This is a genomic window from Dictyoglomus sp. GBS (assembly GCF_055179815.1).
In genome coordinates this window covers 242,618-258,523 of sequence record NZ_CM143687.1, presented here as the reverse complement: position 1 = coordinate 258,523, position 15,906 = coordinate 242,618, and the positions used below count along the sequence as shown (strand labels likewise).

Annotated in this window: 13 protein-coding genes; 3 read left to right on the top strand and 10 right to left on the bottom strand. The window is 33.1% G+C overall.

What is annotated here, in order from left to right; genetic code table 11:
• Window positions 1-91: 91 nt before the first annotated feature.
• Window positions 92-232 (bottom strand): hypothetical protein, encoded by a 141-nt coding sequence (locus ACY3IT_RS01215; protein ID WP_463082976.1) that lies wholly within the window; start codon window positions 230-232, stop codon window positions 92-94.
• A 181-nt stretch (window positions 233-413) separates the two neighbouring features.
• Here ACY3IT_RS01215 and ACY3IT_RS01210 point away from each other — a divergent pair, with 181 nt between their 5' ends.
• The 3 genes from ACY3IT_RS01210 to nagA are packed head-to-tail and all read left to right on the top strand — an operon-like array spanning window position 414 to window position 3,969.
• Window positions 414-2,060: a hypothetical protein gene (locus ACY3IT_RS01210; protein ID WP_463082975.1), complete on the top strand. Its 1,647-nt coding sequence runs from the start codon at window positions 414-416 to the stop codon at window positions 2,058-2,060.
• Window positions 2,061-2,093: 33 nt separating this feature from the next.
• Window positions 2,094-2,816, top strand: a complete 723-nt coding sequence (locus ACY3IT_RS01205) for a sugar isomerase domain-containing protein (protein ID WP_463082974.1) — start codon at window positions 2,094-2,096, stop codon at window positions 2,814-2,816.
• A gap of 1 nt (window position 2,817) precedes the next feature.
• A complete protein-coding gene (gene nagA / locus ACY3IT_RS01200) occupies window positions 2,818-3,969 on the top strand; it encodes an N-acetylglucosamine-6-phosphate deacetylase (RefSeq protein WP_463082973.1) in 1,152 nt (383 codons plus the stop codon).
• Here nagA and ACY3IT_RS01195 read toward each other — a convergent pair.
• The 9 genes from ACY3IT_RS01195 to ACY3IT_RS01155 all read right to left on the bottom strand — a co-directional run bounded on the left by ACY3IT_RS01195 (window position 3,966) and on the right by ACY3IT_RS01155 (window position 15,841).
• On the bottom strand, window positions 3,966-5,672 hold the full coding sequence (locus ACY3IT_RS01195; RefSeq protein WP_463082972.1) for a beta-N-acetylhexosaminidase: 1,707 nt from the start codon (window positions 5,670-5,672) through the stop codon (window positions 3,966-3,968). The genes nagA and ACY3IT_RS01195 overlap by 4 nt on opposite strands.
• 13 nt (window positions 5,673-5,685) lie before the next feature.
• Window positions 5,686-6,090 (bottom strand): hypothetical protein, encoded by a 405-nt coding sequence (locus ACY3IT_RS01190; protein ID WP_463082971.1) that lies wholly within the window; start codon window positions 6,088-6,090, stop codon window positions 5,686-5,688.
• Window positions 6,091-6,120: 30 nt separating this feature from the next.
• A complete protein-coding gene (locus ACY3IT_RS01185) occupies window positions 6,121-8,370 on the bottom strand; it encodes a glycoside hydrolase family 3 C-terminal domain-containing protein (protein WP_463082970.1) in 2,250 nt (749 codons plus the stop codon).
• 153 nt (window positions 8,371-8,523) lie between these two features.
• Window positions 8,524-9,348 carry an ABC transporter ATP-binding protein gene (locus ACY3IT_RS01180; RefSeq protein ID WP_463082969.1) on the bottom strand — a complete coding sequence of 275 codons (825 nt, stop codon included), beginning with the start codon at window positions 9,346-9,348 and terminating at the stop codon, window positions 8,524-8,526.
• 11 nt (window positions 9,349-9,359) lie between these two features.
• Window positions 9,360-10,355 (bottom strand): ABC transporter ATP-binding protein, encoded by a 996-nt coding sequence (locus ACY3IT_RS01175; protein ID WP_463082968.1) that lies wholly within the window; start codon window positions 10,353-10,355, stop codon window positions 9,360-9,362.
• A 5-nt stretch (window positions 10,356-10,360) separates the two neighbouring features.
• Window positions 10,361-11,203 (bottom strand): ABC transporter permease, encoded by an 843-nt coding sequence (locus tag ACY3IT_RS01170; protein WP_463082967.1) that lies wholly within the window; start codon window positions 11,201-11,203, stop codon window positions 10,361-10,363.
• Window position 11,204: 1 nt separating this feature from the next.
• On the bottom strand, window positions 11,205-12,236 hold the full coding sequence (locus ACY3IT_RS01165) for an ABC transporter permease (protein WP_463082966.1): 1,032 nt from the start codon (window positions 12,234-12,236) through the stop codon (window positions 11,205-11,207).
• 147 nt (window positions 12,237-12,383) lie between these two features.
• Window positions 12,384-14,168 carry an ABC transporter substrate-binding protein gene (locus ACY3IT_RS01160; protein WP_463082965.1) on the bottom strand — a complete coding sequence of 595 codons (1,785 nt, stop codon included), beginning with the start codon at window positions 14,166-14,168 and terminating at the stop codon, window positions 12,384-12,386.
• Window positions 14,169-14,380: 212 nt separating this feature from the next.
• Complete coding sequence (locus ACY3IT_RS01155) at window positions 14,381-15,841, bottom strand: hypothetical protein (protein ID WP_463082964.1); 1,461 nt, start codon at window positions 15,839-15,841, stop codon at window positions 14,381-14,383.
• Window positions 15,842-15,906: the final 65 nt, after the last annotated feature.

The following is a 15,906-nucleotide window of genomic DNA, read 5'->3' as shown; positions in this document are numbered from 1 at the left end:
GATTTTTAGGATTAGAAATTTTTTCATGTAATAAGAAAAAGAAGGACCCTTTTGAGGGTCCCCCTCCCCCCTTCCAGATAATTTTTTTAGCTTACTCGTTGGAAAGATTTACTACAACCTCTACAGGTGGCTTAGAACTATAGGTTTGGTTTTCACCTGGTGCTGGGTCAGCAAAAACAATATTAAATAATGATATAATCAATATTATTAAAATGGTTATTATTTTCTTCATTAACATATCCTCCTTTAAGATAACTTCTATTTTAACAATATATCTTTTTATTTGACAATCAAATATACTATTAATAAAGATTAAGATATTATCTACATTTTGAGATCCATGTTTCTATACTTTTTCTTATTTTTGATATTGCTGTATCTAATATTACTTTTTGATATAATAAAACAAAAATATGTATAAAAAGGTACATACTATCTCTTATATTTTATTTAAATATGGTAATTTTTCCAAACCCTTTTTAAATCTTATGTTAGAGGAAAAATTGCCAAAGGAGTGGTATTATTATTTTGTAGCTCAGAGATATAAGTGGTCTCAGGATTATGAACTGGCTCTACAATATGTGGAAAAAGCCCTGAAACTTTCCAAAGATAATTTAACCCTATATTATATTTTGCTTTCGGATAAAGTTAATTTTCTTAGGTTTCTTAAAGACAAAAATGCTGAATTTATATTAGAGGATATTAGGAAAAATTTTTCTAAAATTCCCATTCTTGCCAGGAAGATAATTGCACCTATCCTGTATGATTATTATCTAAAAAGGTCCTACGAGGGAAGATCTGCTAAGATACGTTTTTGGAGTAAGGAATATCTTAAAGATCCATCTACTTATGTTTTTATTCTTTGGAATAGGGCAAATATGGAAGTAATGGAGAATAACATAAGATCGGCAATAAGGCTATATTTTGAAGGAGCAAAAACTGCTTTAAAAATTCCCCATCCTACAGGAATTTTATCTAATCTTAATAATGCTTCTTGGTATCTTAAAGATATACATCCTTGCTTTTCTCTTAACATATCTAAAAAGGCTTGTTATTATTTAGGCTGTTTTAGGGAGGATATGGAGGGAAGGTTTTATATTCTTGATACTTTGTTTGAGATACAAAAGATTGTAAGAGATGAAGATATATGGGAGACAGCGGAAATAATTTGTCTTTTATATGATGATCTTCCAGAAAAGGGAGGATGGGGAACAAAGGAGCATTATAAGAGTTTATTTGAGTTTTGTAATACTAAGAGAATTAATTTTGATATCTCAAGTTATGAAAATACAAAAGAGCTTAGGGAGTATCTAATTAATATTGGAAAAGATAAAAAGTTGTATGAGCTATCAGATATTTTGGGTATAAGTAAGCCTAATCTCTCAAAAATATTAAAAGGTTGGACTTTTAAGGTAAGATCAGAGACTATAAGAAATATACTTGAAAGGATAGATTTAAAAGTAGATTATATGAATGATCCATATCCTATAGTAAATGAGTATGTAAAGTTAAAGATAACTAAGGAGTTTCTACAAAATAAAAAGAAGCTAAATAAGATTTCAAAAGAAGAAAGGAAAATTCTTTTTATAAGTACTTATATGAGTTTAATTAAGAGGAATGATTATAAAGGTAATTTTAATTTAAAAGAACTTTATAGTCTTTTTATAAATGATATAGATCTTTTTATTCAAAAGGCTGAAAAAAATATGTTTATCATGTGGTTTACAAACAAGATTATTGGAAAATCTCATCCTCTTTTGGAGGGAAGAAAAGACCTTGCAGTTAAATTTTTTAATATATTGCCTTTGAAGAAAAGGGACAAATTTATAAATTATTATTTAAATCTTAATGAGAAAGATAGAATCTTAATTGATGAATTTATAAGAAATTATGTAAGGTATGATAGGAAATGGGGTGTTTCTTTTTCTAAGGGTATATTAAAAAATTTTATTCAAGAATTTAGATTAAAACCTCTTCCTACATTACTTTCTGTCTACTCCTTGGATAAGAAATCAGAAAGAAAACGATTAGTAAATAACCTTGATAAAATAGTGTTATAATAAAGTATCCTCTTTTATAAAGAGGGTGTTAATATGAAATATATAGATACTTTGTCATTACTTCTCGAGGAAATAAAAAGGGAAAAAGAATCTATTGAAAAATCAGCTATAAAAACAGCGGAATCTATAAAAAATGGTGGCATTATACATATACTTGGTTTTGGGCATTATAATATTTTATCCTTAGAGTTTTTCTTTAGGGCAGGAGTTTTTGCATGTATTAATCCTATATGGGATTTTTCCACTTCCTATATGGATGGGATACTGAAAGGTAATTTTTTAGAAAGGATTGAAGGATATGGAAGGGTATTAATAAATAATCATAAATTGTCTTCTGAGGATATTCTGTATGTTATATCCTATACTGGTAGAGATTTGATTGCTATTGATTCTGTATTGGAGGCAAAGAAAAGAGGAGTTTATACAATAGGTCTTATAAACAAGGAAAATTCTAATATCCCTTCTAAACATTCTTCCAAGAAAAATTTAAAAGATATATGTGATCTTGTAATTTTTATTCCAGGACCTTCTGACGATCTTCTTCTATCTTTAGAGAGAGATAAAAAGATAAAGACTTCACCCGTATCTACTATTATTTCCTCTATCATTTTACATGAGATCTTTTATGAGACTGCTTGTATTTTAGAGAGAATGGATATTATTCCTCCTTTGTTTAGATGTAGTATTGATAGTAGGGAGAATGATATAAATCAGAAGCTTATTAAAATCTATAAAGATAAAATAAAGGAGTTTTAACATGAAAAAGAGAGTTTTTATTGGAAAGGTTATATTGAAGGATAGGATTTTACAAAAAGGAATGGTTGAGATTGAAGAGGATAAAATTTCTTATGTGGGAGAAAGAAAGGAAGTAGACAAAGATAGTGAGGTTTTTTATTTAGAAGATTTTTTTATATCACCAGGATTTATTGATATTCATATTCATGGATCTTATGGAAGAGATTTTCTTAATTCTTCTTTTAATGATATGGAGGAAATTTCTTATTTCCTTGCATCAAAAGGGGTAACTTCTTGTCTTCCTACTCTTGCTACCTCTTCTCTTCCTGAAATGAAAAAGGCAATTTATGAGATAGAAAAGTATATTTCATCTAATGTCATAAAAGGAACGAAATTTATAGGAATCCATTTAGAGGGACCTTTTTTAAATCCTGATTATAAAGGAGCTCAGAGAGAAGATGCTATTTTGAAACCAGATTTAAATAGTCTTAATGAACTTCTTTCTCCCCATGTAAAGCTTATTACATTAGCCCCTGAATTAGAAGGAGCTTTGGATCTTATTTCATATCTATCAAAAAAAAGAGTAATAATATCAGCTGGACATACATCTGCCCTTTCTCAAGATGTGGAGAGGGCTATAAGTTTGGGACTCTCTCATGTTACTCATCTTTTTAATGGTATGAGGCCTCTTCATCACCGTGAGCCTGGGATTATAGGGGTTGCCTTAGTAGATGATAGATTGTCAGTGGAGATAATAGCTGATGGATATCATCTTTCAGATCATATACTTAAATTGGTAACCAAGATAAAACCAAGGGATAAAGTAGTTTTAATAACTGATGCAATTATGGCTGCTGGACTTTCTAATGGAGAATATAGTTTGGCAGGACAAAGGGTTTTAGTGAGGGATGGAAAGGCAACACTTGAATCAGGTTCCTTAGCTGGTAGCACTTTAACCATGAATAAAGCAATTAAAAATATGGTAGAAAAAGAAATTGTTAATTTGGTAGATGCTGTTTATATGGCTTCCCTTTCTCCCGCTAAGGTAATAGGTATGGATGGAAGAAAGGGAAGCCTTGAAGTATCAAAGGATGCAGATCTTACTGTATTGGATGAATCTTTTAATGTAAAACTTACTATGGTAGAGGGTCATATTATTTACAATGCTCTTTAGTATATATTAAGATCTGCCCTACCTCCTGCCCCATATATTTTTATAATGACCTTTTCTAAGTTTGCTTTCTTCCTTTCAGAAAGCCAAAGATCTGTGTATTTCTTTCCAAAGGCTATATATTCGGAAAAACTTAAATTTCCATTAAGTCTATTGATGGCTATTTTTAGCATATTCTTCATAAGGGAAAGATCTTCTGGTAAAGCTATAGACTCCATTTTGTTTAATACATTGCTATATATTTTGAGAAGTTCATCCTTATTAGATAAAAGGGAAGATATGCCTAAATAGTAATCTACCCAAAAATCTCCAGTGCTTTTCAATTCAATTTTGAATTCTGTATTATATCTGTACAAAGTATCTCCAAGAAATACATGTTTTATAGTTTCTGCTACTGAATTTTGTCCTAATAATTTTCTTATTTCTATTAATTCATCTTTTTCTTTAAATAATGCCTTATATTTTTCTTCCCAATTTTCCTTTCCTTCCGCAATCTCCATAGTGGCAAGTATTAAAGGATTTAGAAAAGAATATAGACATTCAGCCCCATCATCTCCCCATGCTGTAAGAAGAAATCCTGGAAGGTTTTCTTTTTTGGCTTGTCTTAAGAAATTTGTAATATTAGTTAAAGCAATATCAAAATTTGGATAAAACCTTCCCCAGTTGGAAACCCCAGGAGAGGCTATTTCTTTTTCCTTTCTTTTTCCAAACATATTTATCTTCTTCTCAAAATGTTCTTCAGAGAGGTGGGTATAATCCCAATTAGCAATAACTGTTTCATCCCATATATTACTTTCAAGAACTATCTTCCATCTTTCCTTTTCTTCCTCTCTCAAATACATTCCCGTGAGCATGTCTCCCCAAACCATTGGTATCTTTCCACTTTCCTTCACTTGATAGATTAGATTCTTATGATGCATCTCAAAAAGTTCAGGTCCTTGAAATATACCTGTTTTATCGAGACTTCTTCCTCTTCCAAGAGCCCATGTTTCATCTCCACCAATATGGATATATTGGGATGGGAAGAATTCTATTACTTCGGAAAAAAGTTTATAGGTAAAATTTCTGGCTTCTTCGTTTGAAACATCTAAACATCCTTCTTCAGGTCTATGCCATTCACTATATTTCATAAATTCAGGTAGAATAAGAATATTTTCCATATGTCCACAAAGCTCTAAGGATGGAAAAACTTCTATTCCTAAGTTCTTACCATAGTCTATAATTTCCCTCAATTCTTCTTCAGCAAGTCTTCCCCTTAGAGATCCTATTTGGGGAAAGCTTTTCCAAGGGAAAAGATCTTCAAAGTATATGGCAAAGAAATTGTATTTTAATAAATATAGTAGTCTTAAAATTCTTTTGAATTCCTTAAGTAAAGGTACGCCGCCTCTCGCTATATCAAGATGATAACCTCGGAATTTAAATTTAAAATCTTCTTCCACATATATTTCTGGTAATTGATTTTTGTTTTGTAGTATTAACTGGATCAAAGTGGCAAAGCATATGTTTGTATCTCCCCATATTTCCACTTCTTTATCTTTAATGTTGATGCCTGTTCCATTTTTTTCTATTTTTTTAATCTTCCAACTTCCTTTTGGTATTTGAAATTCCTTAGAAAGAAATTCAGGAAAATTTTCAAATCCATCAAACTCAAACCATCTTTCTTTAAACTCTAATTTTTTGGGCTCTGGTACTATATGAATAATCATATTAAAATCCCCCTCAATGCTTTTTGTATTCTTTTACTTTCTCAATTAAGTTGTTAGCAAATTCCACATAAGGTTTAATATCTTTTTGATTTATAGATATTCCTATCTGTAAGTTTTTTCCATGAACAATAAGAAAAGTGGGTCTCCATAGTAAGTAAATTAGTAAAGATATGAAAGAAAGAAAATAGAGTCTTCCTGCCAAAAAGGCAAAAAAGAGAAAAGAAAAGATTTTATCCCCTTTTTGAGTAATCTCAATACCTTCTATTTCAGATAATAATAGATAGGTATATCTTTCTTCAAAAAATACTTTTCTTTTTTCTATAAGAAGATCGTCCTTTATATCTAAGACGCTCTCTCCTATAAGAAGATCTGAAGGAAGAGAGAGCCATATAGTGGCAGGCCTTCCTTTAATCTCCATGTTTTATCTCCCTTTTATTTTAATTGAAATTTAAGAATTGAGTTCTTTTAGTAAATCATTTAACATTTCTTCTGTAAATTTACCACTACCAAAGTGTATTAATCCTCTCAAAGGTGTATATTTCATCATCTCTGCAAAGTTCATTATACCCTCTTCAGTTGAGAATTGTGGGAATAGGCTTACAAATTGTTTAAGTACATTTTGAAATTTTACGCTTGCCACAGGATCATCTAAGATATCACCAATAGTGGAATTAATATGATACTTTCTCTTAATTTGTTTTGTAGATTTCACAAATACTGTATCTTTGAGTACTATATCCCTGGATGATCTTCCTATTAGTATCTCAAACTCTCCTGTCTCTACGTACCAGTCCTTTATCTCTACGTTATAGTAAGCAAAAGCTCTCTTATCAAGTTCAAAAGTAACCTCTTTTTCTTCCTTTGGCTCAAGCTCTACCTTTACAAATCCTTTTAGCTCTTTATCTGGTCTTATTACACTACTTTTTACATCCCTTACATAAAGCTGTACTACTTCTTTACCTTTCATCCCTCCTGTATTCTTTACCTTTACCCTTACCTTCAATATCTCTTCATCAGTCATCTCTTTCTTGTCTAAAATTAGATCTGAATATTCAAAGGTGGTGTAAGAGAGGCCATGTCCAAAGGGAAAGAGTACTTCCATCTCCTTCTTGTCATAGTATCTGTATCCTACAAAGATTCCTTCTCTATACTCTACCTTGTCTCCTTCCCCTGGGAAAAAGAGATAGGAGGGATTATCACTTAATTTCTTTGGGAAGGTTTCAGGAAGCTTTCCTGATGGACTTACAACTCCAAAAAGTACATCTGCCACTGCTCCTCCCCAGGCTTGTCCTCCTCTGTAGGTCTCAAGTATTGCCTTTACCTTATCTACCCATGGCATCTCTACTGGTGCTCCATTGCTTAGTACCACTACTACATTTTTGTTTATCTTTGCTATCTCCTCTATTAATCTGTTGTGATTCTCGGGCATCTTCATGTTAGGCCTGTCAAATCCTTCCGATTCGTATCTTTCAGGAAGTCCTGCAAAGATTACTACTACATCTGATTTCTTTGCTACTTCTTTTGCTTCTTCTATGAGGTTTTCATCTACTTCATCAGTCTCTATTTTGTATCCATCTGCATAAAGTGTCTCTGCTTTTCCTTCCAAAAGTTTCTTTATCTCTTCTACTGCATCATCTACCATGGTTGGGTTTACGTGGGCACTTCCTCCTCCTTGTATTTGAGGTTTTCTTGCAAAGGCTCCTATTAAACCTATCCTTCCTTCTTTCTTTAATGGTAAGATCTTTTCTTCATTCTTAAGAAGGACAAAGCATTCTCTTGCTACTTCTCTGGCAAGCCTATGATGGGCTTCTTTGTCATATGTGGCATTCTCTTTTTTGTTCTCTATAGCCTTGAAGACAATGCTTAGTATTCTTTCTACTGCTTCGTCCAAAATCTCTTCTTTTAGTTCTCCTTTCTTTACTGCTTCTATGATCTTTTTGTCTCCCCAACCTCCATCATAAGGCATCTGTAAATCAAGTCCTGCTGATAGTCCTTTTACTCTGTCATTTACAGCTCCCCAGTCTGATACTACAAATCCTTCAAATCCCCATTCTTCTCTTAATACCTTTGTTAAAAGAAATTCATTTTCAGAGGCATATACTCCATTTACTCGGTTGTAAGAGCACATTACTGTCCATGGTTTTGCTTCTTTTACTGCCTTCTCAAAACTGGCTAAGTAGATCTCTCTTAATGTTCTTTCATCTACTTCTGCACTTACTGTAAGTCTTCTGTGTTCTTGGTTGTTAGCTGCAAAGTGTTTTATAGATGTTCCTACTCCTTCACTTTGTACTCCTTTTATGAAGTGTTTGGCCATCTCTGATGAGAGAAGTGGATCTTCAGAATAGTATTCAAAGTTTCTTCCACAAAGGGGAGATCTTTTTATATTTACTCCAGGTCCAAGTAGAATTTGTACATTTTCTGCCTGGCATTCTTCTCCAATAGCTTTTCCTACTCTCTCAATTAGATCCCTATCCCAAGAGGCAGAAAGGCATGATGCTGGTGGAAAACAGGTGGCAGGTACAGTCTTGCTGAACATGGTCTCTTCTTTTCTAAGTCCATGGGGACCATCAGACATTCTTATTGATGGTATGCCAAGTCTTTCAATGGGTTTTGTGTGCCAGAAATCAAGTCCAGAGCATAAAGAGGCTTTTTCTTCAAGAGTCATCTGTGAGATAAGTTTTTTTATATCCCTCTCCATTTAATATACCTCCCTAACAAATTATATTTATAGTATATCATGAAAATTTCACGTTGGTACTAATAAAATAATTAAAAGGTAATTTTATAAAAGGGGATTAGGTAACGTGGATAATATTAATAAAAAAATAAAAGGGGAGAGAAAGCCTCTCCCCTATGCTCTTTTTTCCAGTTCTCCAATATCTTCCCACTTCTTATATAGGGTTGGTATACTTCCAATTAGGTTCTTTGTATAATCGTGTTTTGGAGATGAAATTATTTCATCAGGTGTTCCTTCTTCTACTATTTCACCCTTATACATTATGAAGATTCTATTTGATATATAATAAGCAAGTCCCATATCATGGGTAATAAATATAATAGAAGTTCCTGTTTCATCCCTTAATCTTTCAAATAGCTTTATTATACCACCACGAGTTGATGCATCAATCATGGATACAGGTTCATCAGCTATAATTAATGATGGTCTTAAAATCCAGCATCTTGCAATCATTATTCTTTGTTTTTCTCCTCCAGAAAGCTGGTGAGGATATTTTCCAAGAATGTTTTTGGGCTCTAAACCTACATTTACTAATGCTTCTTCGATTAGTTCCTTAGATCTTTCATTTTTGGGATCTATACCTATTAAATTTAAGGCTTGATGTAGTATTCTATCAATAGGATAAAATTGATTATAACTGGCAAAAGGGTCTTGGAATACTGCATGTACTTTTCTATAATAGTTTTTCTTGTCTTCCACTGTCTTTATATCTTTCCAAACATTTATACCATCCACAATAATATCTCCAGAGGTTGGTTTTTCAAGCCTTAATATCATCTTTGCAGTAGTAGTTTTACCAGAGCCGCTTTCTCCTACAAGAGATACTATCTCTCCCTTTTCTACTGTAAAATTAATACCTTTCACTGCATGTATATGTCTTCTTACAAAAAGACCCACTTCATATATTTTATTTAAATTCTTAACTTCTAAAAGTGCCATTTTATCTCACCTCATTTATTAAATAGAAAACATGCTACTTCTCTATTTGTATCTATCTTTATAAGAGGAGGCTCCTCTTTTTCACATATTGGCATCTTATTAGGACATCTGGTATTGAATCTGCAACCCATAGGTGGATTAGCAAGATCTGGGGGTGTACCTGGAATGAAAGATATACCACGTTTCTTTACTTCTGGCTCTGGAGTTACAACTGACATAAGTAGACCCTTTGTGTAAGGATGTAGAGGTTCTTTTACTATGTCATCAGTAGGGCTATTTTCAACAATTTTTCCTGCATACATAACCACCATTCTTGTGGCAATCTGTCTTACAGTAGCAATATCATGGGTTATAAATACTATAGACTCTACAATTTCTCTTACTCTTAATTGTTCAAGGGTTTTCAATACTAATTTTTGATTTGCCACATCAAGGGCGGATGTAGGCTCATCACATATAAGAAGTCTTGGATTTAAGAGAGTAGCAATAGCTATTACTGCTCTTTGTCTCATACCACCAGAAAGTTCAAAAGGATATCTATATATATCGTTAGGGCTTATTCCTACATCGGTAAATCTTTGTTTAGCCCTTTCAACGATTTCTTCCTCATTTAAGGCTCTTTCAAAATGATCTTTTACCAAGTCAGAGATGAAATCTCTTATTTTTTTTGTTGGCATAAGGGCATTCATTGCTGATTGAGGAATAATGGAGGTTTCTCTCCCCCATATAATTTTTTGTAGCTCCTGTCTTGACATATTATTTAGCTCTAAGAAGTTTGCTCCCACATTTAATGTTACTTTTCCGTCAATAAAAGTTAATGGTTTTTTGATATTCATTATCATAACGTTTGATAGAGTAGATTTTCCAGAACCACTTTCACCTACAATTCCTACTGTTTCTCCTTTATAAACATTTAATGTTACTCCATCTACTGCCTTTACATAATATTCTCCTCTCGCATAGTATGCTTTTACATTATCTAAGCTTATTATTAATGTTCCTTTCATTTCTATCACCTCTCTCTTAGCTTTGGATTAAATACTTCATCCATTGCTGTGGTTATTATTAGAAGAGAGGAAGTAAGAAGAACTATGACAACACCAGGAGGGATAAACCACCACCATAATCCCCTTCTTACTGCTTCCATAAGTACTGCCCATTGTAGTACAACGCCAAGGGTTACTCCCTTTGTTGGTCCTAAGCCAATTAAACTTAATCCTGCTTCACCTAAAATACCACCATTAATAAAGAGTATAAAAGCCATAAAGGCATAGGTAGCTATTGCAGGAATTAGGTCTTCAATTGCAAGTCTGAAGTCGCTATATCCAGCAAGTCTTGAAAGATATACATATTCTCTATTTATCAAACTCATAAGTTGAGCTCTAATTGCTCTTGCAAACCATGGCCATGTAAGAACTCCTAAGATTACTGCTATGACTTCTAAGCTTCTAATTCTTAGGTAACTTGCAATTAATATGGCAAGAAGAATGCTTGGTATGGTTAGTACAATATTTGTAAAGGACATTAAAAGCTCATCTACTATTCCACCTTTCATTGCTGAGAAGATTCCTACTAATAAACCTATGATCATTGAGATAATAGCAACTAAGAATCCGATATAGAGTGAAGATCTAGTACCATTTAGAAGTTTAGCTAATAGGTCTCCCCCATAAGTATCTGTTCCTAAGGGATAATCTTTACTTGGTGGTTGTTCTGGCATTCCTGCAAAGGAAGTGGGATCTTTGGGATAGACCACTGGTCCTATTAAAGCCATAAGAACTATTAATAGGAATATGGTCAATCCAACAATAAATTTGGGATTTTTAAATAAAGGTCTTATCATTTGTTTCCACATTTTAGCTTCCCTCTCCTTGTCCTAATCTTATTCTTGGATCTACAATGGCATAAACAAAATCAACAATAAAGTTGGCTAAATAAACAGCAACTATTAAGATTACAAATATGGCCTGTATTAAGGGGTAATCTAAGGTGCTCAAAGCCCTAAATAGTATATATCCAGTACCGGGATAGTTGAAAATTAACTCTGTAATTAAAGCACCGCCAAGGGCAGAACCTAAGTTTAAAGCAAGACCTGTTATTTGGGGTAAGAGTATATTTCTGAAAACGTATTTAAAAACTGTGGAATCTCTCATTCCTAAGTTTACAGCAAAAACGGTATAATCTGCATCAAGTTCATAAATAACAAGAAGTCTTGTACCAATGGCCCATCCCCCTATAGCTGCAATTACTATAGAGAAAAAAGGTAGTATATAGTGATGAAGAACATCTAATATAAATTTGATATTTAGACTTGGGATTATTCCTTGAGAATATCCTCCTTGGTTCGGAAATATATTTAGTTTTACTGCAAAAGTATAAATAAGTAACATACCTAACCAATAGTAAGGTATTTGGCTAATTACAAGAGAAGAATTTAGGACTATATTATCTATCCATGTACCTCTCTTATTTCCGGCTACTGCTCCTAAGGTATTTCCAATTATCCAGGCTGTAAGGGTGGCTGGTATAAGTAAAAATAAAGTCCAAGGAATAAAAGGTGCTAATACATCAAGACATTTTTTAGGATAAAAATGAATAGAGGTTCCAAGATTTCCTGTAAAAAGTCTTCCTATAAATTTTAAGTACTGTATTATTATGGGTTTGTCTATATCAAATTCTTTCATAAGAGCTTTATGTACATTTGATACGGTTTCTGGATTGGCTGCACCCTGTACAGCTATACGTTGGAGAAGGGTGGCAAGAGGATTTCCAGGGATTGCCCTTGGTAGTATGAAGATTATGGTTATGGCAACGAGATATGTTAGTACTAAGAAGAAAAGCCTTCTTCCTATATATTTTAAGAAAGGTTTTAAGGCTGATTTTGGCATTTATTTATAAGCCTCCTTTTGTATTGTTGTGTTTACCTATTGCATTTTTTAATCAAAATATACCCCCCGGAATCTAATCCGGGGGGATATGTTTCGTTATTAACCTTTAGGACCTTAGAGCATGATCCATTTTGCTTTCCTAAATTATTACTTGGCTTTTGCTTTTGCTAAGGCATTGAGTATATCGTTGGTTGGTATCAAGAGTCCGCCTTTTGCTTTAAGTTCTACCCATGTAGGAACTTTGGGTGTTTGACCTTTTGGTGCAATACCAAAGAGGACAGGAAGTGCATATCCACTCCATGGAGCAGCTGGGAACCACCATGGTTTTTCTGCATTAGGCCATCCTGTCCATACTGTTTCGTTGTATTCATACCAGTGGGCACCATAGAAGAGAGGTATAGCAGGAAGGTCTCTGTAAATAATTCTTTGTATCTGGTAGAATAATGTCTTCTTTACTTTTGGATCAAGAGTTGCTGCAATCTTATCTAAGAGTTTTCCTACTTCTGGATTGTTATATCTTTCAAAGTTACCATATTGATCCTGACCAAATGGCTTATAGAGTGCTGGATCAAGTACTAATCTGTAGACGTTCCATGGATGATCAAATCCGGGGCCAGCAGACCATCCAAGTATGAAATCAAATGTTCCTTGTGTCCATCTTGTCCACCATACGGAGTAGTCTGGGAATTCAGTCTTTACATCGAGACCTATTGCTCTCATATTTGCTGCCATCATTTCACACATCATCATCCAGTCGGTCCAACCATTTGGAACTTGGATGGTGAAGGTACCCATTCTCTTTCCATCTGGGCTAATTCTTATTCCATCTTTTCCTTTCTTGTATCCTGCCTTATCAAGTATCTCGTTTGCTTTCTTAAGATCAGTCTTAGGTTTTCCATCTGGAGAACCCCAGTAATATCTTGCATATGCATGATCAATGTATTCATGATATGCTTCAAAGTCATCTATTACCATTGATGGATGGGCTTGGTTACCGTAGCCAAAGTATGCTTTATCAAGCATTTCTTTGTATGGAATAGCGTAGGCAATAGCTTTTCTTACAGCGGGATCTTTAAGAAGTGGGTTGTAGTAGCTTATGTAGAGTAAATCAAGTCCATCTGGCATGAAGTATGGTTTATCTTTGAACCATGTACCAATTGGGAGTTTCTTGGTTTTCCAGAGAGAGCTTACATCTGGTATAAATACTCCTGCCCAATCAGCATTTCCTTTCTCAAAGTCTAAGTTTGCAACTGCGTTATCTCTATAAATCACGTTGGCAATATATTTGGGTACAGGAAGTCCAAATACAGATTTACCCCACCAATCATCAATCCTTCCGTATACAACGATGTTAGGATCTGTGTAGTAGAGTTTATATGGTCCAGATACTACTTGTTTGGCTGGATCATCGTTTTGGAAGTCTTTTACAGCTTGAACGCCTTTCTTTAAAAGTGGTTCATATACGTGTTTAGGAACGATTCTTGTTGTTAATGCATAACCTAAGAAAGATGCATAGTTTTGAGCATCTGGTCTCATTACAAATTCTACAGTTTTGCTATCTAATGCTTTTACAGATTTAATGTAATCCCACCAACCATTACCAGGACCAAATCCTACTTCCTTTGTACAATTGAAGGTGAACTCAACATCTTGAGCTGTAATTGGTGTACCATCACTCCATTTTGCAATATCTCTAATCTTTACTCTTAATGTGGTTTTATTTACTGCTGTGAATGACTCAGCAATAACTGGTAACCATCCGTCTTTCATGTTGCTGTAGATAAAGAGTGGTAAGTACATGAAATGTTCTGTTCCATAGGTTGCTGAGGGTGCATATAAGCTATAAGTAGTTGCTGACCAAAGAGCTCCAACAGTATATACAGTCTCATTACGTGGTAAAGAAACTTGACCTAAGGTAGAAGGTACAAACAAGAGTGTTAAAAGTAAAACTGTTAAAAGTACCCCTAAACCTTACCCCTCATCTTTACACCTCCTATATTTGGGGTAAATTATATCTTGGACCATGCTCTAAGGTCCCTTTGTGTTTAAAATAATATCATATAGAAACAATTTTGTAAAGGGGGGTAATTTCATTTTGAAATTATTAAAAAATTTTAACAAAAATTGTAAGAAAAATACTAAAGTTAGAGTTGGGGTACTTCTATGAAATTTATTTTATTTTCTGAAATATACTTTATAAGGAAATAAAAAGGATTTTTAGGAATAATACCATTTATATCCTTCCAAAATATAAATATATTAGTACCATGATTAGGTACATTGAAAAAGGCTAGACAAGGCTTTCTATCCTTATTTTCCCATATTTCTACTGCTTTATTAATGGCATATCTGCTCATTTCTTGCATAAGATCTACTCCACATCCAACTGGTGGATAATTTTCTATATCTACTGGTACTTCTATGAATTCATCATTAAAAAAATGAATTTTATATCCTCTATGAAGATGAACAATTCCTCTTATAGGAGGCATATATTTCCCTTTTTCATCATATAAATAACCATTTTCTACCTTTTTAATTTTTATCTTTTTGTCATGTTCCCATAATGGTATAACAAATTCTTCTGCTTCTACAGAGGGGCCTAAGGTTTCTTCGCCTTCCTTTTTTATTACTCCAATTCTTCTTTCTTCTATAGGTATGACAAAAGCTATGTCCTTAGAGGTAAGATTACTCTTTATAGTGCCATATTTTCCTGAACATGTTACTGCAAAAACACCATTATATATATCAGGCTCATAAGCCATGAAAGCTCCTTCAGCCTGTCTTGAGTAATTGATTAATCTAGTAATAAATTTATATAATTTTTCGTCTTTTATTAGATTTTTTATCTCTACAGGAGAAGAAAGTAATCCTTTTTCTCCTAAGAATTTTCCAAGGTCAATCACACTATTTAAAACTATTGATTTTTGCCATACTTCTTTTGGAATTTCTATATTTTCTATTTCTTTCCAACCACCCACCTCTTTACATGAACCAAAAACCATAAGTCTTTTGGCAATTTCATTTAAAGAAAGGGAGGGATGTCCTCCTTCTAAGGTTCCTAAGATAATTTTGTTATCTTTTATTTTATTTTCTTTTATCGGAACTATTATATTTTTAAAGGCTCCTAATTTTGCCATAAGGAATCTTATAAAAAGCACCTTTGTGGAGGATTTAATATGATGAATGTCTATATTATCTTCCATGAATATCATATTTATAAAATTGGGGTGAAGCTCTGGATAAATTTGTAGAATTTCACAAATTTTTTTGCCAATTTTTACAGCTAAGGGTTCTACCTCTGGGAGATCCTCTCTTAAAAGGTTTATATCCTCTGTATTATTTTTGAGTACATTTTCTACTTTTTCATTTAGGCTAAGATAAACTGGATTAATTATTACTGCATAAGTGGAATTTATTGGTTGATGATATTTATCTTTATCCCAAATAATAACCTCGCAATTTGCTTTTTTAAATTCTTCTTCTAAAATTCTATAAATATAATTTTTTTGATTTTCTATCTCTATTTTCTTCTCAGGTGTCAAGGGAGAGATAAATGTGATTTCATATATAAGAATAAGATAGGGTTTTTTAAACCACCACATGTACTTGCTCCCTTTCCCTTTCCTCTTGTATTATTTATATTATTATAATCCTTCAAGATATTATT

Bases quoted from the DNA above. Each gene is read 5' to 3' on its own strand.
- ACY3IT_RS01215 (WP_463082976.1), bottom strand. From the start codon at position 232: ATGAAGAAAATAATAACCATTTTAATAATATTGATTATATCATTATTT.
- ACY3IT_RS01210 (WP_463082975.1), top strand. From the start codon at position 414: ATGTATAAAAAGGTACATACTATCTCTTATATTTTATTTAAATATGGT.
- ACY3IT_RS01205 (WP_463082974.1), top strand. From the start codon at position 2,094: ATGAAATATATAGATACTTTGTCATTACTTCTCGAGGAAATAAAAAGG.
- nagA (WP_463082973.1), top strand. From the start codon at position 2,818: ATGAAAAAGAGAGTTTTTATTGGAAAGGTTATATTGAAGGATAGGATT.
- ACY3IT_RS01195 (WP_463082972.1), bottom strand. From the start codon at position 5,672: ATGATTATTCATATAGTACCAGAGCCCAAAAAATTAGAGTTTAAAGAA.
- ACY3IT_RS01190 (WP_463082971.1), bottom strand. From the start codon at position 6,090: ATGGAGATTAAAGGAAGGCCTGCCACTATATGGCTCTCTCTTCCTTCA.
- ACY3IT_RS01185 (WP_463082970.1), bottom strand. From the start codon at position 8,370: ATGGAGAGGGATATAAAAAAACTTATCTCACAGATGACTCTTGAAGAA.
- ACY3IT_RS01180 (WP_463082969.1), bottom strand. From the start codon at position 9,348: ATGGCACTTTTAGAAGTTAAGAATTTAAATAAAATATATGAAGTGGGT.
- ACY3IT_RS01175 (WP_463082968.1), bottom strand. From the start codon at position 10,355: ATGAAAGGAACATTAATAATAAGCTTAGATAATGTAAAAGCATACTAT.
- ACY3IT_RS01170 (WP_463082967.1), bottom strand. From the start codon at position 11,203: ATGTGGAAACAAATGATAAGACCTTTATTTAAAAATCCCAAATTTATT.
- ACY3IT_RS01165 (WP_463082966.1), bottom strand. From the start codon at position 12,236: ATGCCAAAATCAGCCTTAAAACCTTTCTTAAAATATATAGGAAGAAGG.
- ACY3IT_RS01155 (WP_463082964.1), bottom strand. From the start codon at position 15,841: ATGTGGTGGTTTAAAAAACCCTATCTTATTCTTATATATGAAATCACA.